24 protein-coding genes and 1 other RNA gene are annotated in these 24,566 nt (G+C 29.0%); 17 read left to right on the top strand and 8 right to left on the bottom strand.

Translation table 4 applies throughout. From position 1 onward, the window contains the following. The first annotated feature begins 5 nt into the window (after nt 1-5). The 4 genes from rpmH to rsmA all read left to right on the top strand — a co-directional run bounded on the left by rpmH (nt 6) and on the right by rsmA (nt 2,414). Complete coding sequence (gene rpmH / locus A6V39_RS02700) at nt 6-149, top strand: 50S ribosomal protein L34 (RefSeq protein ID WP_187150122.1); 144 nt, start codon at nt 6-8, stop codon at nt 147-149. After that, nucleotides 150-506 (top strand): ribonuclease P protein component, encoded by a 357-nt coding sequence (locus tag A6V39_RS02695; protein WP_187150121.1) that lies wholly within the window; start codon nt 150-152, stop codon nt 504-506. Nucleotides 507-618: 112 nt separating this feature from the next. Continuing rightward, nucleotides 619-1,626, top strand: a complete 1,008-nt coding sequence (locus A6V39_RS02690; protein ID WP_245633494.1) for a YidC/Oxa1 family membrane protein insertase — start codon at nt 619-621, stop codon at nt 1,624-1,626. Beyond that, the gene (rsmA, locus tag A6V39_RS02685) at nt 1,626-2,414 is read left to right on the top strand and encodes a 16S rRNA (adenine(1518)-N(6)/adenine(1519)-N(6))-dimethyltransferase RsmA (RefSeq protein ID WP_187150119.1); all 789 of its coding nucleotides are present in this window, start codon (nt 1,626-1,628) and stop codon (nt 2,412-2,414) included. The genes A6V39_RS02690 and rsmA overlap by 1 nt, the downstream gene beginning before the upstream one ends. Here rsmA and A6V39_RS02680 read toward each other — a convergent pair. Both A6V39_RS02680 and A6V39_RS02675 read right to left on the bottom strand, forming a co-directional pair. Continuing rightward, a complete protein-coding gene (locus A6V39_RS02680) occupies nt 2,373-3,263 on the bottom strand; it encodes a hypothetical protein (RefSeq protein ID WP_187150118.1) in 891 nt (296 codons plus the stop codon). The two genes, rsmA and A6V39_RS02680, sit on opposite strands and share 42 nt — an antisense overlap. Then, nucleotides 3,263-4,372 carry a helicase DnaB gene (locus tag A6V39_RS02675; protein WP_187150117.1) on the bottom strand — a complete coding sequence of 370 codons (1,110 nt, stop codon included), beginning with the start codon at nt 4,370-4,372 and terminating at the stop codon, nt 3,263-3,265. Before A6V39_RS02675 ends, A6V39_RS02680 begins: the two co-directional genes overlap by 1 nt. A 207-nt stretch (nt 4,373-4,579) precedes the next feature. Between A6V39_RS02675 and ftsH the strand changes: the two genes are divergently transcribed. Genes ftsH through mnmG form a run of 5 tightly spaced genes read left to right on the top strand, consistent with a single transcriptional unit; the run spans nt 4,580 to nt 13,752 of the window. Further along, nucleotides 4,580-6,805, top strand: a complete 2,226-nt coding sequence (ftsH, locus tag A6V39_RS02670) for an ATP-dependent zinc metalloprotease FtsH (RefSeq protein WP_187150116.1) — start codon at nt 4,580-4,582, stop codon at nt 6,803-6,805. Then, nucleotides 6,805-8,025 (top strand): serine--tRNA ligase, encoded by a 1,221-nt coding sequence (gene serS / locus A6V39_RS02665; RefSeq protein WP_187150115.1) that lies wholly within the window; start codon nt 6,805-6,807, stop codon nt 8,023-8,025. The genes ftsH and serS overlap by 1 nt, the downstream gene beginning before the upstream one ends. Next, the gene (locus tag A6V39_RS02660; protein WP_187150114.1) at nt 8,013-9,665 is read left to right on the top strand and encodes a ribonuclease J; all 1,653 of its coding nucleotides are present in this window, start codon (nt 8,013-8,015) and stop codon (nt 9,663-9,665) included. Before serS ends, A6V39_RS02660 begins: the two co-directional genes overlap by 13 nt. A 15-nt stretch (nt 9,666-9,680) precedes the next feature. Further along, on the top strand, nt 9,681-11,924 hold the full coding sequence (topA, locus tag A6V39_RS02655) for a type I DNA topoisomerase (RefSeq protein WP_245633493.1): 2,244 nt from the start codon (nt 9,681-9,683) through the stop codon (nt 11,922-11,924). Further along, on the top strand, nt 11,917-13,752 hold the full coding sequence (mnmG, locus tag A6V39_RS02650; protein ID WP_187150112.1) for a tRNA uridine-5-carboxymethylaminomethyl(34) synthesis enzyme MnmG: 1,836 nt from the start codon (nt 11,917-11,919) through the stop codon (nt 13,750-13,752). The genes topA and mnmG overlap by 8 nt, the downstream gene beginning before the upstream one ends. Here mnmG and A6V39_RS02645 read toward each other — a convergent pair. The 3 genes from A6V39_RS02645 to A6V39_RS02635 are packed head-to-tail and all read right to left on the bottom strand — an operon-like array spanning nt 13,723 to nt 15,427. Further along, the gene (locus A6V39_RS02645) at nt 13,723-13,956 is read right to left on the bottom strand and encodes a hypothetical protein (protein WP_187150111.1); all 234 of its coding nucleotides are present in this window, start codon (nt 13,954-13,956) and stop codon (nt 13,723-13,725) included. The genes mnmG and A6V39_RS02645 overlap by 30 nt on opposite strands. After that, entirely contained in the window at nt 13,925-14,548 is a 624-nt protein-coding gene (upp, locus tag A6V39_RS02640; RefSeq protein WP_187150110.1) for a uracil phosphoribosyltransferase, read from the bottom strand. The genes A6V39_RS02645 and upp overlap by 32 nt, the downstream gene beginning before the upstream one ends. Nucleotides 14,549-14,566: 18 nt before the next feature. Continuing rightward, nucleotides 14,567-15,427, bottom strand: a complete 861-nt coding sequence (locus tag A6V39_RS02635) for a hypothetical protein (RefSeq protein ID WP_187150109.1) — start codon at nt 15,425-15,427, stop codon at nt 14,567-14,569. A gap of 16 nt (nt 15,428-15,443) precedes the next feature. Here A6V39_RS02635 and A6V39_RS02630 point away from each other — a divergent pair, with 16 nt between their 5' ends. Continuing rightward, nucleotides 15,444-15,704 carry an HPr family phosphocarrier protein gene (locus A6V39_RS02630; protein WP_187150108.1) on the top strand — a complete coding sequence of 87 codons (261 nt, stop codon included), beginning with the start codon at nt 15,444-15,446 and terminating at the stop codon, nt 15,702-15,704. Here the strand turns inward: A6V39_RS02630 and ffs are convergent. The 3 genes from ffs to trpS all read right to left on the bottom strand — a co-directional run bounded on the left by ffs (nt 15,697) and on the right by trpS (nt 18,375). Continuing rightward, nucleotides 15,697-15,790, bottom strand: an RNA gene (gene ffs / locus A6V39_RS02625) — signal recognition particle sRNA small type. The genes A6V39_RS02630 and ffs overlap by 8 nt on opposite strands. Next, a complete protein-coding gene (locus A6V39_RS02620) occupies nt 15,786-17,381 on the bottom strand; it encodes a phosphohexomutase domain-containing protein (protein WP_187150107.1) in 1,596 nt (531 codons plus the stop codon). Before A6V39_RS02620 ends, ffs begins: the two co-directional genes overlap by 5 nt. Beyond that, nucleotides 17,368-18,375, bottom strand: a complete 1,008-nt coding sequence (gene trpS / locus A6V39_RS02615; protein WP_187150106.1) for a tryptophan--tRNA ligase — start codon at nt 18,373-18,375, stop codon at nt 17,368-17,370. The genes A6V39_RS02620 and trpS overlap by 14 nt, the downstream gene beginning before the upstream one ends. Before the next feature lie 4 nt (nt 18,376-18,379). On the opposite strand from trpS, the gene ychF reads away from it, so the two are divergent. The 7 genes from ychF (at nt 18,380) to A6V39_RS02580 (ending at nt 24,563) form a co-directional block, all read left to right on the top strand. Beyond that, nucleotides 18,380-19,444: a redox-regulated ATPase YchF gene (ychF, locus tag A6V39_RS02610; protein WP_187150105.1), complete on the top strand. Its 1,065-nt coding sequence runs from the start codon at nt 18,380-18,382 to the stop codon at nt 19,442-19,444. 2 nt (nt 19,445-19,446) lie between these two features. Next, a complete protein-coding gene (locus tag A6V39_RS02605; RefSeq protein ID WP_187150104.1) occupies nt 19,447-20,049 on the top strand; it encodes a thymidine kinase in 603 nt (200 codons plus the stop codon). Between the two features lie 287 nt (nt 20,050-20,336). Further along, nucleotides 20,337-20,744: an NAD(+)/NADH kinase gene (locus A6V39_RS02600; RefSeq protein WP_187150103.1), complete on the top strand. Its 408-nt coding sequence runs from the start codon at nt 20,337-20,339 to the stop codon at nt 20,742-20,744. After that, entirely contained in the window at nt 20,744-21,163 is a 420-nt protein-coding gene (locus A6V39_RS02595; protein ID WP_187150102.1) for a hypothetical protein, read from the top strand. Before A6V39_RS02600 ends, A6V39_RS02595 begins: the two co-directional genes overlap by 1 nt. Beyond that, nucleotides 21,164-22,930: a translation elongation factor 4 gene (lepA, locus tag A6V39_RS02590; RefSeq protein ID WP_187150101.1), complete on the top strand. Its 1,767-nt coding sequence runs from the start codon at nt 21,164-21,166 to the stop codon at nt 22,928-22,930. After that, nucleotides 22,930-23,703, top strand: a complete 774-nt coding sequence (locus tag A6V39_RS02585; protein ID WP_187150100.1) for a hypothetical protein — start codon at nt 22,930-22,932, stop codon at nt 23,701-23,703. The genes lepA and A6V39_RS02585 overlap by 1 nt, the downstream gene beginning before the upstream one ends. Then, the gene (locus A6V39_RS02580; RefSeq protein WP_187150099.1) at nt 23,703-24,563 is read left to right on the top strand and encodes a hypothetical protein; all 861 of its coding nucleotides are present in this window, start codon (nt 23,703-23,705) and stop codon (nt 24,561-24,563) included. The genes A6V39_RS02585 and A6V39_RS02580 overlap by 1 nt, the downstream gene beginning before the upstream one ends. Nucleotides 24,564-24,566 lie beyond the last annotated feature (3 nt).

The raw sequence follows: 24,566 nt of genomic DNA, 5'->3' as shown, positions 1-24,566 counted from the left end.
AACTTATGAAAAGGACTTATCAACCAAATAATAGAAAAAGAAACAAAACACATGGTTTTTTAATAAGAATGAGTACTAGCAATGGAAGAAAAATAATCAATAATAGGAGAAGAAAAGGTAGAAGGTATTTAACTGTTTCTAGTGAATAATTGCAAAAAAAATACAGGCTTTTAAAAAATAAGGATTTTAAATCAATATTATCAAAAGGAAATAAGATTTTTTCAAAGAACTTAGTTTGTTATTACAGAAAAGATAAAGAACTATTAAATATTAAAATAGGTGTAATAATTCCAAAAAAAAAAATAAAGTCTTCTCCAAGAAGGAAATATTTAAAGAGATTATTTTGAGCTTTAAATACTAAGAATAGCATTATTTATCTACCAAAAATAAAATGTGTTTTTTTTTATAGGAATAGTTTTTTTGAAGATTTCTTGAGAAAAGATATTTCTTTTGAAAAAATTAAAGAGGAATTTTTAAATATTATGTTTCAAATAAATGATAAGTAATGAAAAAAAACTAACGCCTTTTTGAGATAAGAAAAAAGAGCAAGAGAAAACTTTTAAGACTGAAAATATTTTATTTTATGTAAAGATAGTTTGTTATTCATTTAGCTTATTAATGATCTTATGATCATTTATTCAATCTTTTGCAGCTCCCTATACTAATTATGATCCTTCACCTGGAGTAGGTTTAGAATTTGGTTTCTTACCAGGAGAACAAGGAGTAGATGATATTAAATTTGTATTAGGAAGTTGAAGTATAGCAGGTCCTAAATATCACGCATTCTTTAAACCAACATTTATTTACGGTCCATTTCTCTCATGATTTGTTTATCCAGTAGCAAGAGTATTCATGCTATTGATGTGAACTTTTCACAAGAATTTTCCTTCTTTACAAGAGAATGGACTTTATGTAATTTTTTCAATGCTAATTATTATGTTTTTCATGAGATTTATTACTTTTTGAACAACTCTTAGATCATCTATATATCAAGAAAAACAAGCTTTACATCAACCATTCTTAGATGCTATTCAAAGTAAATATGATAAGTATGATTTTGCAGATAAACAAGCTAAATTAAGAAAACATCAAGAATTATCTAATTACTACAAAAAACATGATCTTAGACCTTTAATAGTACTTGAAAATTTCTTTATCAATACTCCTATATTTCTTATTGTATTTAGATTAATAACTATTTGTAGACCTATCAAATTTACTACCCTCTTTAGCATTTGAGATTTATCAAAAAAACCATCAGATATGGTTTTCTTTCATTTTTTAGAAAATAAAGGATGAGCTTATTTATTACTTTGCTTAGTAATTATTCCAGTTAACTTTTCAAGTCAAAAAATTACTTCTTGATTAGCTAAATTAAGAAATGATTCTACAAAGAAAGAAGTAATAGACAAGAACTCTCAAACTTACAGAATGCAGAGAATTCAAAAGATAATGTCAATAATGTTTTTGTTATTTACTTTCTTTTGATCTACTAGTTTAGCTATTTATTATTTCTTTAACTCTATATTTACTATATTTCAGAGCTTAATAATTCATGAGATATTAAAGAGTAGAAAGAAAAAAAGAAATCTATTTGAAATTAAACTTAAGAAGCTTGGTGTTTAATGCATAGACATATAAAGAAATGAGGTCAAGTTTTTTTAAAGAATAAATTAATTCAAGAGAAAATAGGAAAATACATAAATTCTTTAAACTTTGATAATTTACTTGAAGTAGGAGGGGGAGAAGGAGCACTTACTCAATATATTCAATCTAATAATTTAGTTATTGTTGAAATAGATAAGAAATTAGCTTATTTTTTGCAAGAAAAGTTTCCTACTTCAAGAGTAATAGTTGAAGACTTTTTAGAACTTAAAATTAATAATATTTTTGAATCTAACCAAAAAGCTTTAATTGTAGGTAATATTCCTTACTACATAACTTCTCCAATAATTTCTAAATTCTTATTTGAACCCATTTTTAAAGAAGCAGTATTTATGGTTCAAAAAGAAGTATTTGAATCTATTACTTCTCCTCATTCAAATAAGAATTACACTTCTTTTTCTGCCTTTCTTCAAACTATTAGCACTATTAAGAAAGTATTAAATGTAGGAAGAAATAATTTCTTTCCTATTCCAAAAGTAGATTCAGTAGTAATACATTTCAAAAAGAAAGAGAGTGAAATATTTAATTCAATAAAGCAATACTCTTTATTTTTAAAAAAATCATTCTTTATGCCTAGAAAAACACTCGTTAATAATTGAAAGAAATTTTTAAATTTAGAGCAAATCGAAGAACTTGTTTCTGAGAACGAGATAGATATTAAAGTAAGACCAGATTGAATATCTCCTCAATTATTTGAAAAAATATTCTTAAGTAAATCTGGAAAAAAACATTTGCATAGTATTCTCTAGTGCTGAGAGCTTTTGTTTATTAATTTCTTTTGATATCTCATTTTTGTAATTAGTTCTTATGTAGGATCTAATTAGGTCTCACTTAATTGAAGTAATAATATGTGTTTTCTTATTCTTTTCACTCCTACTAGAGAGAAAATCAGGAAATAAGTCTAAGTAGTAATATATTTTTTGTAATTCGTTCTCTAATCCAAAATCAATAATTATTAAATTCTTTACATTTATTAATTCTTCATATTTTTCAATATCCTCCTCTTTCTTATCAAAATTGTAAGAATATCTAATACATATCTCTTTAAGTTCAGAACTTTTAAGTATTGTTACTTTTTCTCCTGAGAGAACTAAATGATAAGCATAAATAAGTACAAAATCTTTCTTACTTTCTAAATTATCAGTCGAAATACACATATTTTCGATCGGATAATTACAGTTTCCTATATTTTCTACTAATGACTTAATTATTTCTGAATCTGATAGGTTTTCAATACTTTTTTTTACATCTTCATTATTAAAGGTAATAAATGTAGAGGTAACTAATTTATTTATTTCTTTATTAATGCTTTCAGAAGTAATATTTTGATAGTTCTTAGATTTAGTACATTTGTATTCTTTAATTATTAATTTACCATCTACATTCTTCTTTAAAGTGAAGTGAGGTTCTAATGAAAAACATAACCTTTTGCTCTCTCCACACTTATTGTAATTCTCTAATACCTTATTTATCTCTACCCTCCCTTTAATTATTTCTTCATCTTCAAGCTCTAAGTCTTTAAGTAAAGGGTGTTTCTTTATTTCTGAAAACTTTTTCTTAAAAAAACTCTTCTCTAATTCTCGCTTTAAAGAAATCATTAATAATGAAACATAAATGATTTCTTCTTATTCTTAATATTAAGTCTATCTTTATTATCAGCATCATGAGATATTACATCTTTAATATGACTAATAAATGATTCAAAATCAGTAGCATTATTTTCATATAGAGTATCTGATAATTTAATTAAGTAATTAACAGGTATTTTGTGAAGTAATGTCTTTACAAAAGACATTGTTGCATTAATAATAGGAAACGAGAAATTCTTGTTTTGTATACAGTCTCTTATTCATTTATTAAGCCCTATAGGTGTTTTTGGTTTATTAGTTAATTTCTTGTAAAGAGTTTCACAATCATATTTAGAGAATAAAGATTTAAATATTTTTTTACTCTTGCTATCTGGGTTATCTAATAAGCCTTTTCAAAACAAATCATATTGGAAAGAATCAAATTTCTCATCACTATTATTATTTATCTTTTGTTCAATAAGAAATTGAAAGTGATTGTGGGAGATGTGGTACTTTCCATCTAATTCTTTAATAGCTTGATAAGCAAAATTTTGAAATTCTTCCATAGTAATAACTTTTTCATATTCTTTAATTAGACTTAATGTTTCATCATTAACAGAGAATTCTTCATTTAAGCGTTTGAAAACACCATTGTAGAATTCACAATAAATATCTTTATTTAATACCTCTTTTTCTACTATTGGCTCTTCTTCAAATTCCTCTACTTCTTCTGTTATTAACTTAAGTTCTGAAAATTTTTCTTTAGTTAAAGTAGCCTTTAATTTTCCTTTAATTTTTTCTATCTTTAAAGCTTCTTTAATATCTAAAGCTCTTTTAAGTTTTATTAATACTTCAGAAGCAGTATTAATATTTGATTTAATTTTTTTTTTTGCTAATCCTAACTCATTTAATTCTTGAAAAACTTCTTCAAATTCTTCCTCTTTAATTTTTGAATTTTTTAAGAATGATTTGAAAGAATAAGCATGAATATTTAATCGTTCATTAATGCTTTGTTGGTAGTAGAAATTAATGTACAAATTTTTAGCTTTTTCACTTAATAAAGGAGCATAAATTTGGTGGAAAGAAAACCAATTTTCTTCTAGGAGTTCAGTAAGTATTCTTATTGTTAAATTGGACACAAATTTAAAGTCGAAAAGTATTCTTAAAATTTAAACTGAAATTATTTTCATTTTAAAATTATTTGAGTTATGAACAATTCAAACGTGTCTAAGTTCCCTTTGGATGCTATTTTTTTGAATTAAAAGAATTATTTTGTTAACAACTGTCAAAACTATTGACTTCTAATAAGGGTTAGACTTTAAAAAAATTAAGTTTCTTCCAATTTAATGAATCTTACTTGAAAATGGATTCAATGATTGGATTTATTATCAGACATAGATTCAGAAGAATCTAAGAATAAGAAGCCTTCTAAGTTCATAAAGAGTCTATCTGGTGGCGATCCTAATCCATCCAGAACATGATTAATTAGAGGAGTAATTGGTGCTACTACACTAGCCATTCTTTATTTCATATTTTTTCATGGACAACCTAAGAATATTGAAGTTACAAAAATAGGATGTAATGGGGGTGGTGGCTTAAAGTTAACTCCAAAAAATGGAAGCGGAAGCGATGAAACAGTTGAAACAGATTGAAATTCAGAAAATACTTATTCCGAAAAATTATCTCAAGGGCAAGGAGGAGATGTTTATAGGATAATAACGAAGGAAAAAGGAAAAGGAAGAAAAGTTGCATTTACTGTTACTGTTAACAAAAACAACGGAACAGAAATAATTTACTCTTTACCTAATTCTTGTTCTTTCAAAAAAAAAGTAGATGGATGTTGTTCAAAAGGAACAGACTGTAATTGCTGTGAAAAAGGTTGTTCTGATGATTGTTGTAAAGATTGTTCAGGAGACTGTTGCAAGGATAAATGCTGTGAGAACGGTAAGTGTTGTGCTTGTTGTTGCTTTATTAGATTAGTTCATTATGCAATTTCTAATCCTGCTGATCCCCATAGAGTTACACCAGCTTCAGTATTCTTTTCTCTATTACCAACATTAGTTTATTTAGGCTTTTTCTTATTCATGGCCAGATCAGCCATGAAATCTCAAAGTATGGGTATGTATGGGGGTGGTTCTATATTCAAAATTGGACAATCTTTAAGCAAGACAGCTAAGTCCAAAATTACTTTCAAAGATGTTGCGGGTATTGAAGAAGAAAAAGAAGAATTACAAGAAATTGTTGATTATTTGAAAAATCCATCCAAATACAACTCTATGGGTGCAAGAACACCTAGAGGTGTAATTCTTTATGGTCCTCCAGGTACCGGTAAGACTTTATTAGCTAAAGCAGTATCAGGAGAAGCAGATGTACCTTTCTTAGAGGTAGCTGGTTCTAGCTTTGATGATATGTTTGTAGGTGTTGGGGCTAAGAGAGTTAGAGAGCTATTTAATAAAGCTAAGAAATTAGCTCCATGTATTATTTTCATTGATGAAATAGATGCTGTTGCTGCCAAAAGAGGCAATAAATTTATGGGTGGCGGAGTCAATGATCAAACAATTAACCAATTACTTAGCGAAATGGATGGATTCAATACTATGACAGGTATTGTTATTATGGCGGCAACTAATAAACTAGACTCTATAGATGAAGCTATTTTAAGACCAGGTAGATTTGATAGACATATTCAAGTAAGTCTTCCAGACATTAAAGAAAGAACAGCTATCCTTAAAATTCATGCAAGAAATAAGAATATCTCTTCTTCAGTTAACTTGGAAGATGTAGCTAGAAAAACACCAGGATTCTCTGGTGCTCAACTAGAAAATGTACTTAACGAAGCCACTTTATTAGCAGTAAGACATAACAAAAGAGTTATTGGTAATGCCGAAGTTAATGAAGCTATTGATAGAGTTATTGCAGGACCAGCAAAAAGAAATAGGAAGATATCATTTAATGAGAAAAAACAAATTGCTTATCATGAAGCAGGACATGCTATTGCAGGACTTTACAGCAAGGAAGGAGAGGTAGTGGAGAAAATAACTATAATCCCTAGAGGAAAAGCGGCTGGTTATGTTCTTTCCGCTCCCGAAAAACAAGAATCCTTCATAAAACGTAAAGATGAATTACTCTCAATTATTCTTACTGCTTTAGCTGGCAGAGCTGCAGAAGAGATATTCTTTGGAGAAGACCAAATTAGTTCAGGAGCTGCTAACGACCTTTACAAAGTAACTAATTTAGTGCGTAATATGGTAACTAAATTAGGTATGTCTAAGAAATTAGGATTAATGCAATATGAACCTTCAGAAGGTGCTGAAAATCCATATAAATCAGCTTATTCTGATAAATATTCAGAAGAAATAGATAAAGAGATTAATGCTATTATTAATCAACAATATGCTAAAGCTAAATCAATAATAATAGCTAATAGAGATGAATTTTTATTAATAGTAGAAACATTACTATTAATAGAAACCATAGATAAGAAACAAATAGACTTTATTCATAACAATAAAAAACTACCTAAAGAAGCTCAAGATATGAAAGACAGATTGATTAGGAGAAGTAAAACTTAATGTATAGCTACAAAGAATTAAGCCAAAACTTTGAAGAAATAAAGAAATCATTCAAACTAAGGGGTGTAGAGGAGAAAGAATTAGATGAAGCAAGGTTATTAGCAGAAGAACTTAATAATTTAAGTAATAAATTGGTTGAATTAAATACCAAGAAGAATTCTTTAGTAAAGGATAATTTAGATAGGAATGAAATTAGGAATTTAAAGAATGAAATTGGAACTCTTTCCGTTCAAGAAAAAGAATTATCAGAAAGGGTACATATGGCTTTGGCTAAACTTCCTAATATTCCTGATGATTCTTTAACTGATAAAGAAGAATTAATTAAAGAATGAGGAGTAATAAAGCAGTATTCATTTAAGCCTCTTTCTCATAAAGAATTAGCAATAAAGAATAATTTATTTGATTTATCTTTAGGAGCAGATATTGCAGGTTCTGGTTATGTTGTTTATACTGACTTTGGTGCCAAGCTCTTTAGAGCTTTAATGCAGTTCACTATTGATCATAATGAGAGTAAAGGATACAAACAAAAATATATTCCAGTGGTGGTAAATCAAAATACTCTTTTTGGTACAGCACAATTACCAAAATTTGAAAAAGATTTATTTAAAGTTTCAGACTCTAAATATTTATCTCCTACTGCTGAAACACAATTAGTTAATCTTTACAAAAATAAAATAATTACTGCTTCTGATTTACCCATTAAAGTAACTGCTAACTCTAATTGTTTTAGATTGGAGGCTGGTGCAGCAGGTGTTGAGAGTTCTGGAATAATAAGACTACATCAATTTAATAAAACTGAGATAGTAGTATTCTGTGAACCTAAAGACTCTTTTGAATGACTTGAAACTATGGTTAGAGATGCCTCAGGAATTTTAGAGAGACTTAATTTACCTTACAGAGTGATACAGCTTCCTTACAATGATATGAGTTTTGCTTCAACTAAAACTTATGATATAGAGGTTTGATTTCCTTCTGAGAATAGGTATAGAGAGATATCTTCCGTGTCTAATACATTAGCTTTTCAAGCCAAAAGAGCGAAAATAAGGTACAAAGAAGATATTTTTTCTAAAAGTGAAAAGACTAAGTTTCCTCATATATTAAATGGTTCTTCCCTGGCTATAGATAGACTTTTTGCAGCTTTGATAGAAAATTATCAGTGTGAAGATGGAACAATATCTATACCAGAGGAACTTAGTCGTTACATAATGTGTCAAAAATAAATTATTTTTCGTTAGGAGGTCAAGACGAGAAAGGAAGATATTCTGGGGTTCTCGAAATTAATGGAGATATCTTCATTCTTAATACTGGAATAGGTGCAGAACTTTCAAATCAATTAGGTATTAAGAGAGTAATTCCAGATTTACGTTATTTATCAGAGCAAAAAAATAGAGTTAAAGCTATATTTATTGGTTGTCCTAGAAATATTAATATTGGTTCCCTTCCCTACTTCCTAGAAGTATTCAAAGATATTCCAGTTTACACAAGTCCAGGGGGAAAGTTAATAATTGATTCTTTTTTAGAAAGATTTCAAAAAGAGAATAACAAAACCATTAGTACTAATGTTATTGCTGTTAATCCCTCTAATGATTTAAGTATTGGTAGTTTAAAGATATGTGGCGTTAAGACAGCCAGTTCTGTACCTAACTCATATGCTTGAATATTTAAATTGGTTACAGGTCAAGTAGTAGTATTCTTAGATGAATTCTTAATTGCTAATGAAAATAAACCTTGTTGTGAGAGTCAATTACATGTAATTGCTCAACAAGCTAAGAATAAGACGACATTACTCTTAGTAGGAGCTCAAAGCGCAGGTAAGATGATGGGCTTTGCTTTCCCTAATGCTCAAAACTTCTCCTTCTTAAAAAAATCAATAGCTTCAACAAAAAACAGAACTATAGTTAGTGTTTATGAAGATGACTGGAATACTTTATTTAATTTAAGTAAGATCTCTAAGATTTACCACATGAACTTTCACATTTCAGATTCTTACATATCTGAACTCTTTAATAAGCATGTTGAAGTTTTCAAGAGTGAAGAATATTCTTTATCTGCTCCTTTAATAAATAGCGAAAATTCACTTATTGCTATAGTAGGAGATGGAGAAACTTTATTTAAGACTCTTTCAAGTATTAATGATGGAGAACATGAAATTAAATTCCAAAAAGGAGATTTATTCTTAATGGCTACTATTACTCTTCCTGAAAATGAATTTGAAGAAATAACACTATTGAACGAAATATCAAAGCATGATATTTTGTTAATTAAACAACCTAAATCTATAGTTCCTTATTGTGCTGGTAATGAAGATATTAAATTTATAGTTAACTTCTTATCTCCATACAATATAGTTCCTATAGATGGATATTACAAAGATTTTGTAAATGTTCATAAAGCATTAGAGAATACTATAGATCCTAAGAGAATTAGATTTCTTTCAAGTGGTGAAAAAATAGAGATAGACGATAGGAATATTAATTTAACTACTGTGCCTATAGCTAAACAATATATTAGTAATGAAGGCGTATTAGATATTAATAGTAGTACTGTATTAGAGAGACAATTATTAGAAAAAAATGGATTAATAATGGTCTCTCTAATTTACAGTGTAAAGCAACATTGCTTTTCTAAACCTTCCCTTTCCACAAGAGCTTTTTTAACTGAAGACTATTCTAAAAAAGATGAGATACATGAAGCCATAACACAGCAATTAACTGAAGAACTGGCAAAATATTTATCTTTAAATAAAACATTAGATATTAAGGAAGCTAAATCTTTCATTAAAGATGCTATTTGAAAAGCAATTAAACCAAAAACTCAGAAAAAACCGTTAATTCTTCCATTAATAACAAAGCATTCTTAGATGAAAAATGAGTTAATGCTCATTGAGTCACCTAACAAAATAGCCACTATTGAGAAATATATAAAGAATAAGGGCATTAAAGTGATGGCCACAGTTGGCCATTTCAGAGAAATAGATGAAAAATCATTTCCACCTTTAGGCTTTGATCTAAAGTCTTTTGAAACTACATGAAAGAGTATTGCTAGATCAGAAAACATAATAGATAAGATAAATAAAGCTGCTGATAATTCTAGTAAGATTTATTTATCCACTGACCCAGATAGAGAAGGAGAAGCTATATCTTGACATATATATTCAATATTAAGCGAGAAGAATAGAAAGAAGTGTTCAAGAGTAGTATTTAATGAGATAACCAAGAGAGCTATAGAAGAAGCTCTTTTAAAGCCTAGGAATTTAGATCAGAATCAAATTAATTCTTATTTAGCAAGAAAATTTTTAGATAGGGGATTAGGCTTTAAGCTCTCAAATTTTGTTAACAAAAGTATAGGAGGAATATCTGCAGGAAGAGTTCAATCTATAGCACTTAAATTTCTTAGAGATAAACATGAAGAAATAAAGAGATTTGTTCCAGAACACTGATTTAATTTAAAGATAACTCTAAAGAATACACTTGAATTAACCCTAAGAAAGGTTTCTCCAGATATTGAAGTAGAGTTACATAAAGAGTTAAAGAATGGATTAGTTAATTTTCTTAAAGAAGAGGATGCTGGGAAAGTAAAGGCTTCTTTACTTCCCGAATACACTTTACTTTCAATAGATGATCCTAAGAAAGAAGTACAAAAAGCACCTAGAGCTTTAAAGACTTCTTCTATGCAGAAGAATGCTATTAATAAATTAGGAATGAGCTCTAATGCCACAGAAAGAACAGCTCAAAAACTTTATGAAGGAGTAAATATAGATGGTGAATCTATTTCTTTAATTACTTATCCAAGAACTGATAGAGAAGATCTTTCTGAGAGCTTTGTTAAAGAAGCTAACGAATTCATCATTAATACTTACTCTAAAGCTTATTTAGGAAGTAGTAAGAGTGTTAAAGCTCCTAAAAAAGAAGAATTAGTACAAGGAGCTCACGAAGGAATAAGGCCTACAGATATTAAATTAACTCCTGAGAGCTTAGAGAATAAATTAGAGCCTAATGAATTTAAACTTTACAAATTAATTTGAACTTACGCAGTAGCTTCTTTAATGAAAGAAGCTACTTATGAGAATACTACTTACAGATTTGAGAATAATAAGAATCAATTAACAGCTAACTTTAGAAAAGAGATTTTTGAAGGCTTTAAAGTATTATTCAAAAAATACTTTGCTCTGACTGAAGATTTTTCTTTCCCAGAAGACTTAAAAATTAATAATAAATATCCTGTTGGTAATGTTGAAATTAAGAGAGTAGATAAGAGACCTCCTGCTCCACATACAGAAGCTTCACTTATTGACTCTTTAGACGAAGAAGGAATAGGTAGACCCTCTACTTACTCCCATATTATTAATATAGTACTTAAACGTGAATATGCAGTACTTGAAAAAGGAAAAATAAATATTACTGATTTTGGATTAGTAGTTGCAGCTTTATTAGAGAAGCACTTTCCAGAAATAATGAAATATGACTACACTCGTAATATGGAGAAAGAATTAGACAATATTTCTGAGAATAAGACTGAGTGAAAGCTATTCTTAAGAAAAGTATTTGATTCTTTCTTTAAAGAGTTTGCAAAAGCATCAGAAAGTATTACTCATGAAAAAGTAGGAAGGAATTGTAGTCAGTGTAATAGTGATTTAGTTTTTAAATTTGCTAAGAAAACAGGTAAGAAGTTTATTTCTTGCTCTGCTTTTCCTAAATGTAAATACGTAGAGTTTATAGAGGAGAAGAAAGAATTATTAGAGGAGTTATGTCCTGAGTGTTCTGCGCCTTTAACTAAAAAAATAAGTAAATTAAAGAAAGTTTTTGTTGGTTGCTCTGCTTTTCCTAAATGTAAATACGTAAAGAGCGATAGAGTTCCTGATGAAGTATTAGATAGACAATGCCCTCAATGTAATAGTGTTTTAGTTAAGAAACAAAGCAAATACAAAACATTCTTTATTTCTTGTTCTGGATTTCCTAAATGTAAATATATTGAGGACTTAAGTCTTGAGGGTAAGAAATGTCCTGAATGCCAATCAGATTTAGTAAAGAAAAAAGGTAAGAAATCCTATTTCATATCTTGCTCTAAATATCCAAAATGTAAATATTCTGCCAATATGAAAGATTTAAAGAATGAATAATAAATATGATGTGGCTGTTATTGGTGCAGGCCACGCAGGATTAGAGGCCGCTTTTATTGTTAGTAAATTTAATTTAAAGGTAGCTTTATTCAATTTAAATGAAGCTAGTATTGCTAATTTACCTTGCAATCCCTCTATAGGGGGGCCTGCTAAAGGAGTAGTTACTAGAGAAATAGATGCATTAGGAGGAATACAAGCAATAGCAGCTGATGCCAATAAGATTCAAATTAAGAAATTAAATTATTCAAAAGGACCTGGTGTTTGGGCTTACAGAGCTCAAATAGATAAAGAAACATTTCATTCTTGATTTCTCAATGAAATTAAGAATAATCCTAATATTGAACTAATTACAGAAGAAGTAATTGAATTAATTAATAAAGAGAATGAAATAGTAGGACTAAGAACTAGAGAAGAAGAGTATGCATTTAAAACAGTAATAATAACTACAGGCACTTATTTAAAGTCTGAACTATATAGAGAGAAAAGATATGCTATTTCTGGTCCTGATGGAAACCCCTCTAGTAATTACTTATCTGATGCTCTTAAAGCGCTAGGACTTAAATTAATAAGACTTAAAACAGGTACACCCCCTAGAGTTTACAAAGACTCTATTAATTTCTCATTAATGGAAAGAGATGAGAGTAATAATGAGAATATCTCTTTCTCCTTTAGGAAACCTAAGAAATTACCACTTCAAGAACAACTCTATTGCTACTTAACTGAAACTACTCAATCAACTAAAGAATTTATGCTAGCTAATATTAAGGAATGTGGTACTTACAATGGTACTGTATGTGGTAAAGGCCCTCGTTATTGTCCTAGTATAGAGGATAAATATATGAAGTTTCCTAATCGAGAAAAACACTATATATTTGTAGAACCAGTAGCAAGAAATTATGACTATTACTACTTATCAGGTCTCTCTACTTCTTTAAATAAAGAACTCCAAGAACAACTACTAAAGACTATTAAAGGACTAGAGAATGCAAGAATTAAGAGTTATGCATATGCTATAGTTTATGATGCTATTGACCCTATACAGCTACATAAGACACTTGAAACTAAGAAAATAAAGAATTTATTTTTTGCTGGTCAAATTAATGGTACTTCTGGCTATGAAGAAGCAGCAGCTCAAGGACTTATTGCAGGAATAAATGCTGCTCTTAAAGCATTAAATAAAGAACCCTTTATTCTAAGAAGAGATGAAGCATATATAGGTGTATTAATAGATGATTTAACTACTAGAGGAGTTACAGAACCCTATAGACTTCTTACTTCAAGAGCGGAACATAGATTATTCTTGAGAAATGATAATGCCGATGAGAGATTATTAAAGAAAGGATATGAATTAGGTTTAATAGAACAAGAAGTATATGATTCTTTTATTAAAGCACAAGAAGATATAGCTTTCAATATAGAGTTACTTAAATCTTCTTATGCTGCCAAATACAAATTAGGAGAAGGTAATTTAACTCTCTTTTCTTGATTATCAGGAGACACCACTAAATATTCTAAACTTAAAGACTTATTAAATCTAAGAGAGTTAAGTATAGAGAATGAGGAGAAGTTAATGATTAGAGTTAAATACGAAGGTTATATTAAAGCTCAAGAAACAAGAATTAATAAATTAGAGAAGTGAAAGAGGCTTTCACTTCTCAAAATAAAAGATTACAAAGAAATACAGAATTTATCTCTTGAAGCTATAGAAAAACTAAATAATGAAAGGCCAATAACAATAAATGATGCTCTGAAAATATCAGGAATAAATATTAATGATATCTTTTGAATTAAAGCTTATTTAGATTCCGTAAATAGCCTCAATAAATAAGAGCAATAATTTAGAATCAAAATAGTAATTATCTCTTTCTCTTAATTCAATTACTTTATTCTTTATTTTTCAATTAGTTGTATTAATAATTAAACAATCTAAGAAAGCTTTAATATCCTTTAATCCTAAGAATATACTTCTCTCTTCTTTACCTCAATCCCCCTTTAATAATTTATTTTGTACCAAATATTCTATCTCCTGCATCACCTACTCCTGGAACTATATATGCATGATCATTCAATTCTTTATCTACAACTCCTACATATACTTTTATTTCAGGATGTTCAGTATTAATATTTTTAATTCCTTCTTCAGAAGCTATTATTGACAATATAGTAATAGATGCTACTTTATATTTTGATTTAATTAAATCAACAGCTTTACTAATTGATCTTCCCGTAGCTAATATAGGATCGCAAATAATTACTTGACTACCTTCAATAGTTAAAGGCATCTTCAAATAATATTCAATAGGTTTTACTGTTTCTGGATCTCTATATAGACCAATATGTCCAATTTTTGATTGATCTAATATTCAGTGTACCGCTTCAGCCATAGGAAGTCCTGCTCTTAATATTGGTACTATAGTAAATGTATCTTTAAGCACTTTAGTTACACAAGGAGCAATGGGAGTCTCTATACTCACCTCTTTGAGCTCAAAATCCTTTAAAGCTTCATTAACTAATAAACAAGCAATTCTCTTAATATTTTCAGTAAATTCTCTTGAATTAGTTTCTCTATCTCTTAATTTTGAAATAATATGTTTGGATAAAGAGCTATCTAGGACAAAAAACACATTTTAATTATAACGAAATTAAGCATTAACATACACCTTGTATCCTTTACCCCAGTGTAAGCATATTATCTTAGCTGGAGAAAACTTTAAATTACCTTTAATTTCCTTCTTTCCATCCAATATTTTTTGATAATTATTAAATTCATCTAATACCACAAAAGCTAATAAGTATTTATGTTTAACTACCATAAATTCAGTTCTTGGATCTTTAAGAGCAAAATCAAAATGTCTATGGTCATATCAATGAGGATTAAAGACTATATCTTTGAAAGTATTTTTCTTTTTGTTTTGCCTCAAAGCTTCAGATAAAGCCATTAATAAAAATTGGCTTTTGTTATCAAGGGAAGTTACTTCTTCTGGAGTAATATTTCATAAATCATCTAATAATTTCTGAGTTTCATTTGGAAATCTCTTCAGTAAATATTCCATAGATGAAGTTAAATTCTTTGAAAGATCTACACATGAATTACCAAATGAGTGTAATAATGATTTATTAGTTTCTTTAGTAAGTGTTTCTTCTGGATAATTCCATAAATCAGGATTTTTGCACATAAATAATAATACTATCCCTAAAGGAGAAACAAATATTACTGTGAGCCATGCTCACATTATTCATTTAGCTCCTTCATATGGTAGAGATCAATTAAGGAATAAGAAAGCTAAGTAAAAATGAATAATTATTTGGAGAATTAATAAATAAGTAATAGCACTTACATATGTGTCATTACTATGAAGTATGAATCATAAGTAAAATACAGTACAAGTAAAGATATTAGAGAATGAAAAAGCTATTCCTAATTTCTTTAAATTAGTTAAAGTTTTGTATTTTTCTAGTAGGAAATTTTGCTTTATGTTTATAAGGATTCATTCTTTATTCATATAATATTTAAGTATTATGAAAAGTTTTACTTACACAGTTCAAGACAAGGTAGGCATTCATGCAAGACCTGCTAACAAATTAGTGCAAGCTCTTAACGCTTATAAGTCTAAAGTGACTATCAAGTTTGGAGAAAAAGAAGCTAATGCTAAATCTTTAATTAATTTAATGGCATTAGGACTACAATATCAATCTCAAGTTGAATTTGTTATTGAAGGAGAGGATGAAGAAAAAGTTTTAAATGAACTACCTGCAATTTTAGATAGAGAAAAAATATAAAAGCTACCTCACACAAACCCTTTCTTAAAGCTGCTTTATTTCTAACCTGACTTGGTTCGAAATTGATTGCTGAGATAGCAGTTAAATTTTAAATATATTCTTAAAGTATTTCTTTAATTTATTAATCTGCCCATTAACTCACTCTTCGTTCTCTCCATACAAGTTGTAATAAATCTTAAATTTAGGCTCAGTCCCAGAAGCTCTAAATTTAATTCACCCCCCTTTCTTAAAATACCAAGCTAATATTTCATCCTTTAACTCAATATTCTCACATTCATATGAACATATCTCACTTACTTTAGTCTCAGAAAACACTTTAATATACTCTTCATGATTATTAACTCTATAAAATTCAGTAAATGCTTTCCAATAACCATATTTAGTTCTTAAATAATCTAATACATCTTTGAGACCCCCTTGTTTTAAGGATGCTAATATCCTTAAAATGTAAGCTAATTGTTGATAGCCATCTTTCTCTCTAAAATCAGGTAATAGTAATATGCCTATTGCTTCTTCAAAAGCTATTATTAAATCTTTTCCTTCTTGTTGTTTTTCTTCAACTATTTTTGAAATATTCTTAAAGCCAGTTAAAGTAGTATAGACAGGAACTTCAGGAAAGATTCTACTAATAAAGTCACTGGTTACATTAGTACTAACTATGTAAGGATTATCAAATTTAGTAGTACTAAGCTTAAAATAAGCTAATATTACTCCAATTTCATTTCCATTAAAGTAATACCAACTCCCATCTTTCTGTTTTTCAACTATTGCTACTCTATCCCCATCTGGATCATGAGCACATACATAATTAATATCATTCTCATTAGCATATTCAATCATTGCTTTAAATGATTCCTTTTCTTCAGGATTAGCTATCTCTCCTTTATTTAATTTATAAGTTACATTACATTCGGGAGCATATTCCATGAAGTTCTCAAAACCTAGCATATTAGCTAGCTTTAGCATATGGTAAGAAGAAGTACCATGATGACTACTAAAGAGTACTTTAGTTTTGTGATTTAGATACTCTCCAACATGAGGTAATTTAGTAATAATTTCTTTGAAATAATCAACCATAAAGCTTTCAGGTAAATACTCAAAGTCACTTCTGTCCTCTAAATCCAATTTAAAGATATTTGAAATGCACGGTATATTATTCTTTATTATTTCCTCTTCTTGAATATTAGTTTGACATCCAGAATAATTGTAAGTCTTAAAGCCATTGTAATTAGGGGGATTATGAGAAGCAGAGATATTTATCCCTCCTGTAAGCCCTAACTTTCTTATGTAATAAGAGAGTACTGGAGTAGGAATATGTACATTATGAGGAGTTAAATAAACTTTAATATTAAAGTTTCTTAGAACACTAGCTACTATTACAGAGTAATAAATACCATTCTCTCTATTATCATGACCTACTATAGCACTAGGACTTTCTGATTTACTCTTTAAATACTTCGCATATCCAACAGCCAACAATCTATAGCTATATTTATTTAATTTCTGAGGAGCTATTCCTGTCTCTCTTCTTATGCCAGCAGTACTAAATTTAAATGGTTCATAACTAAAATACTTCTCAATTTCTTCTTCACTACACCTCTCTAATTCTTCTTTTTCAGTATCAGTTAAGATACTTGAATTTTTTCACTCTTCATAAATCTCTCTAGATGTTTTCATAAATGTAGCTTAGTTTAGCTTTAGTAAGCTTTCGACAATAATCATTATTTTCTTGAATAACTTTCTCTAACTCTGCTCTATTAATGGCTTTATGTTTTTCTTGAATTAATGCTATTTCTTGAACTACTACTTCTGCCACTCCCTCTTTAAGTTCTTTGTAATTCTTATCTTTAAATAACTCATATGCTTCGTTTAATTCTATATCTTTAATGGAAGCATATATCTCTAGTAAATTAACTACTCCTGTTTGATTTTCTCTATCTAAAGAAATTTTTCCTATTGAATCAGTTTTGGCTTTCATTATTTTTGATTTAATATCCTCAAGACTATCATCCATAAAAATAACACCTTCATAAGACTTGCTAGTCTTAGACATTTTCTTGGTAGGATCTTGTAAATCCCTTATTCGTAATCCTTTCTTATCTCCTAAGCTTTTTGGAAGAGTAAATAACTTCTTTTTGTATCTTTCATTAATTCTTTCAGCTATATCTATAGTAAGTTCTAAGTGTTGTGTTTGATCTTCTCCTATAGAGACATATTCTGAATCATAAATTAAGATATCCGCTGCCATAAGTACTGGATATAGTAATATTCCCATAAGAGCGGCCTCAGTACCATTAGGCTCTTTAAATTGCTGAGATAAGTGTTTGTATTGAGTCATTCTCTTTAGCTCTCCTAAAAAAGAATGAGTTATTAAGAAGTAGAAGAGCTCTAAATGTTCTTTAATTTCTGATTGTATGAATATTCTTGTGCTATTTAAATCTATTCCACAAGCTACATACATTTCAACTACTTTTCATTTAAATTCTTTAAGTTCTTGATAATTAAATTTATGATGGCTTAAAGGAATAGTAATAGAATGAAGATCGGCTACAAATAGTAAACATTCATATTCTTTCTGAAGCTTTATTATTTTCTTAATTGCTCCTAAATAATTTCCTAAAGTTAATCTATTAGTGGGCTGTATTCCCGAAATAAGAATAGGTTTTTTCATTTAAATGTCTTTAGTTATAGGCATAGTTGGTTTACCTAATGTTGGTAAATCATCTTTATTTAATGCTTTAACAAAAGGAAATGCATTAGTAGAAAATCGTCCTTTTGCCACAATAGAGCCTAATTTAGGTATTGTTAAGCTCTTAGATCCACGAGTAACATATATTTCTAAAGTGGTAAATCCTGAAGTTACTACATATTCCATAGTTAAATTTTTAGATATTGCTGGATTAGTTAAAGGTGCTTCTAAGGGCGAAGGACTTGGAAATAAATTTCTTGAACATATTCGAAGCGTTAATGCCATTTGTTTAGTAGTTAGAGCATTTGATGATCCTTCTGTATTAAGTGTTAATAATACTACAGATCCTATATTTGAAGCAGAAATAGTACTGTGTGAACTTATTTATGCTGACTTAGAGATGGTAGATAATATTCTAAGAAAACTAAAGAGTAATGATAGCAAAATAACTTTATTAAAGAGAATTAAGGAGCATTTAGAGAATAATAAATTAGTTAAGAATTTGAATTTATCTGAAGAAGAAAAAGAAGAGTTAAAAATTTATTCTTTTTTAACTTCAAAATCAATAATACTCTTAGCTAATACTGATGATAGTGAGAATTCTAAGAAGTATTTAGAGAAAATAAAGGAATATGCCAGCAATATTAATGCTTCTTATTTAGAACTAAATATTAAATTAGAGAATGAAATTAGTGAATTATCAGAAGAAGAACAAAAAGAATTTCTTGAGAATTTAAGAGAAAATAAGAGTTGTTTAGATGATCTTATTTCTTTAGCTTTTAGAGCACTTAAATTAAAGACTTTTTTTACTGTTGGAAAAAAAGAAGTTAGGTCTTGAACATTTAAAGAAAATTCTTATGCACCTCAGTGTGCAGGCCTTATTCATTCAGATATAGAGAGAGGATTCATAAAAGCAAAAGTAATAAAATATGAGGACTTCTTAAAGTGTGGAGATCTGAAAATTCTTAAACAAAAAGGAAAGGTTTCACTAGAGGGAAAAAAGTATTTAATGCAAGACGGAGATATCGTCGAATTCGAGTTTAACGTTTAAAGGTGTCATACTTTAATTCCCAAATAGTGGTTATTTGTGGGCCTATGAAATCTGGAAAGAGTAAAGAGCTCTTAGTACAAATAGATAAGCTTAGATATTCTCAAATTCCTTTTCTATTATTTAAACCTAGTGTTGACTCTAGGAGCTTTGGAAAAGTGGTTTCTAGGTATATGAATAATCATTCAGAAGAAGCTATTGAGATAGATTCCAAAAAACCCTCTGATATTCTCACTCATTTAGATATAAAAAAAATAAAAACTCCATTCTATATAGTTATTGATGAAGCGCAATTTTTTGATAAGTCTTTAGTTGAATTAGTTATTTATTTAAATTCATTAGGTATTAGTTTCATTCTTTCAGGCTTAGATTTAGACGCTAAATCAAAGCCTTTTGGACCTATGGGAGAATTACTGTCTATTTCAACAAAAGTATTAAAGATGACTGCTGTTTGTGAGCAGTGTTATTCAGTGGCTACTAGGAGCTCTTTAAGGGATAATGATCCTAATTTTGCCAAGAATAATATCAAAATAGGAGATGGAGACATTTATGAAGTGCTTTGTTTAAAGTGTTATTATGCTAAATTTAAGCGAGAAAATGATGAGTAAATGAAGTACAAAATAGTTTCATTTTCTAATTTTTTTTTTCTGAACTTAAAGAATTACTTTCAAAACATGAATATTCAGAAAATGATTTTGAATATTTATTCATTCTAGGAGGGGATGGTAGTTTCTTACACTATGCCAAAGAATATGCTTTTGAAAATAAAAAAATAATTGGTTTTAGGCAAGATAAACAATCATTCTTTCCCCACCCCCTTGAAAAGCTTAAAGAGTTAAATAATTTAATATTCAAACCTCTAGATTTAATTGAAATTAATAGTAATTTAATAGCTTTGAATGAACTCTATATTTCAGGCACTCCTTTATTAAATACTGAAATATATTTGAATAATATTCATTTAGAGAACTTTAGAGGTACAGCATTATTATTTTCTACTCAAGCAGGAAGTACTGCCCATAATAAATCAGCCGGAGGGGCTATACTTTTTCCAGAAAGTAATGTTTGAACTATGAGAGAGATAGCTCCTCAAAGTTCAAATAGTTTAAGAAGTCCTTTAGTATTGCCTAATAATTATTTAGTTAAGCTAGCAATTAATAAAGAGTATTCTTGCTATATTGATGGCATTAGCACTTCTTTAAAAGGAAATTTAAATATACGTCTAATAAAATCTAGCTCTCAATATTGTTTATTTGACTCTTTAGAAAGCTATATTACTAAACTAAAGCATATTTTGCTCTAATGATTAGTCGTTTTCAGCGTACTTTAGTTCGAAAACTAAGAACTATTAAATTAAGAATAATTTATTCTCTAAAGAAAATTAAAGTAGTCGCTTTCTATTTAAGTAGGAAAAGAGCTAAAGCTGAATACACTGAAATAGTAAGTAAGAATTGTATTCATGCTTTAGAAAAAATATTAGAGGGTACTGGGGGAGTAAAGAATATAGCTAAAGTAAAGAGTACTCAAAGTAATTGCAAGATTTGAGTTAAATTTAAACCTTTATTGAATAGAGAGGCTTTAGAGAAGTCTGGAGGAATAGGTTTAGAGATAGATGAGAAATTAATCTCTCTTACTTTCTGTTCTGTTGAATGTAAAGATATTTCTAAGAGTATTAAAGTGGAAATGGATAGGCAACAATTAGTTCCATTAGATATGGAATAGATGGGGATTAAGAATTTTTGCATAATTGCCCATATTGATCACGGTAAATCAACTCTTTCTGACAGACTTATTGAACTTACTTCTGCTGTTCCAGAAAGAGAGATGAAACCTCAAATTCTGGATTCAATGGAACTCGAAAGAGAGAGAGGAATAACAATTAAGTTAAATGCTGTAAGACTTATTCATAAAGATATTCAGTTAAATTTAATTGATACTCCAGGCCATGCAGACTTTAGTTATGAAGTTTCAAGAAGTTTATCTGCCTGCGAAGGAGCTATCTTAGTAATAGATGCTTCCAAAGGGATACAGGCCCAAACTATTTCTAATTTTTTCTTAGCTAAAGAAGCTAATTTGAAAATAATAGTAGCTATTAATAAGATAGATATGCCCTCTATTGATTTAGAGAGTGTTAATGCTCAAATTAAGAATAAATTAGGAATGGATCCTACTAAGGCCATTCATATTTCAGCAAAAACAGGACTAGGTACAGATATTCTTCTTGAAGAAATAACCAAACAAATACCTTCTGCACCTTTAAGTAATAAGCCTCTTAAAGCCCTAATATTTGATTCTTATTATGATCCCTTTAAAGGCGCAATAGTATTCATAAGAATATTTGATGGTTCTTTAAAGAAAGGAGACAAAATATTATTTATTCAGACTGGTAAAGTAGCAGACGTTATTGAATTAGGTATTAAATTACCTAAATTAGTAACAGTTCAAGAATTAAAGTGCGGGGAAGTAGGTTGGGTTAATGCAAATATTAAGAATTTAAAGGAAATTAAAGTAGGAGATACTATTACTTTAGCTAATGCTCCTTGCGAAGTAGCTTGCGAAGGATATGAAGAAATATTGCCTATGGTATATTCTTCATTCTTTGCAGTGGAGAGCGAAAAACAGAATGTATTTAAACAGGCTATAGAGAAGCTATCTCTTTCTGATGGTTCTTTTGTATTTCAACCAGAAAGTTCAGCCTCTTTAGGCTTTGGTTATAGATGTGGATTCTTAGGCTTATTACACTTAGAAATAATTAAAGAAAGACTCTTTAGAGAATATAGTATTTCTGTAATTGTTACTAATCCTACCGTAAAGTATGAAGTACAGTTAACTAACGGTACTTCTATTTATTTAACTTCTCCTTCTGACCTGCCAGAAATAACCAAAATAAAGTGTATTAAAGAACCTTATGTATTAGCACAACTTAATATCCCTAAAGAATATATAGGAAAGATAACTGAGCTAATGGAAAAATATAGAGCACAATATATTGAGCTTGATTACTTGAGTGATGAGCAAGTAGTACTTAAATATGACTTACCTTTAAGTGAAATAATTCAAGATTTTTATGATGCTCTTAAGACTCTAACTCATGGATATGGCTCTATGGATTATGAGTTATTAGACTATAGAGAGAATAAACTAGTTAAAGTGGATATTCTTTTAAATGGTGTGATAGCTCCTACTTTTTCTTTCATTTCTGATACTTCTCAGAGCTATAGAAAAGCAAAACAAATAGTAGAGAAATTAAAAGAACATATCTCGCCACACTTATTTGAAATATCTATTCAAGCGGCTATTAATAACAAAGTTATTTCTAGGGAAAATATAAAAGCACTAAGGAAGAATGTCACTGCTAAGTGTTATGGCGGAGATATTACTAGAAAGAAGAAGCTTTGAGAACAACAAAAGAAAGGTAAGAAGAAAATGAGACAAATTGGTAAAGTAAGTTTACCGCCTGATATATTTGAGAAGATATTAGGACATTAATGGTTAACATAATTGAAAAACCAGATAAATTAAAGCAATTCACAGATAGGAATACCCCTATTGAAGAGAGAGTATCTAAGCTTATTCATACTATGGGTGGACTTAATCCTAATCCGGAATTACAAAAAATTCTAGATTCAATTAATTCAGAGGAATTCTTATTAATAAATGCTTATCGAGAGCTCTCTCTAGAAATTAAAGAAACATTACACAAAACTCTATTAAGTATTAATTCTTTAAAGGCAGAAGCACTAAAGATTGATATTAGTTTAGTTAAAGAAGGAGAGAGATTAAATAAATATTGCACTATATATTCCAATCTTCCCCCACTTAAAGAAAGCCAAAATGTCGAAGAATATCAATTTTTTAAGAAAAGTTATGAAAGAACTAATGAGATAGCTCAAGAGCTTGCACAATTAAATGTGAAAGCTATGAATTTACTTGAAGTACAAAAAATTCTAGATTCTTCTTTCTCTCTTGAAATTATTGAATTCAGAAGTTTAGTAGAGAAATTGCATGGAGTTATTAAGAGTTTTGGAGTTATGAAAACTCCTGAGTTAATAGAGGAATATAGACAGAAATTTAATCATTTAGGAGAATTACATTCGCTGGTAGAGGATAAGAATAAAGAATTTGAAGAGCTACGTAAACATCTTGAAATAGCTCATTTAGATACTAAGATAGTGAATAAGTATGATAAGTTTGCTACTGATTACTTAACAGATAGTAACTCAGTAGAAGTAAGTAAGAATTTGTTTGTCTATAAAAAATAGTGGTTGATACACAGATATTAGATCAAGATTTCTTAGATAAAGATCAAATATTTGCTGGAGGGGAAGAAGAGGAAGCAAGTAGTGAGTACTTCTACAATCAAGCTAGTAAGGCCTATAAGTGCTGTCATGCTGCGCTTAAGAGACAAACACAAATGGCTACTTTTTGATTATTATTTCTTGTTCTTTTTTTAGGGGCAATAGGGGCATTGTATGGAAAAAGCTATTTAGACTTTAGTAATAAAAAAACAGAAGCCATAACGGTCATACCATTTGCCGCCGCGGCAGCTGGTGCAATAATTGCAAAGATAGTTACTCTTAAGAAACAGAATAAATATTATTCTTATGAAAAACCAAACTTTGTTGATGCATTACCAGAACAACCTAATAAGTTGATGCAAGAATTTTATGTACTTCAACAATGCAGGAAGTGTTCACAATATTGAATAACACTAGTACTTGTTTGTCTTTCTTTTACTACAAGTGTATATGGCGTAATAGCATCAGGTATTCTTAGAGCCGCACAACAACAACAATCAAAATTGTTTGAGAGTGGTCCAGATAAATGATTTGGCACAGATACTTGCACTACAGTAACTCATGTGTCCTGAATGTTAATTCCTATCTGATTTGCTCTTTATTCTTTGGCTACTATCAGAACTAATAAAATCATTAAATCTCTAGAAGAACTTTATCCTTCAGACCAAATTATTGATATAGCCTTGTGCAATCATAGATTAGCATTACTTAATAGAAAATTAAAGATCTTCTCTTTTGCCACAATAGCTCTATTAGGATGCGTTATCTTCTTATTTACAAAAAAATTTCTTTGCACACTCTTTAGAAGAAGTTTTCATCTATAGGTT

The sequence above is a fragment of the Candidatus Mycoplasma haematobovis genome (genome assembly GCF_001645765.1).
Lineage (GTDB): Bacteria > Bacillota_I > Bacilli_A > Mycoplasmatales > Mycoplasmoidaceae > Eperythrozoon_B > Eperythrozoon_B haematobovis.
The sequence above is the reverse complement of the archived record's forward strand: the minus strand, read 5'-3'. Positions and strand labels throughout refer to the sequence as shown.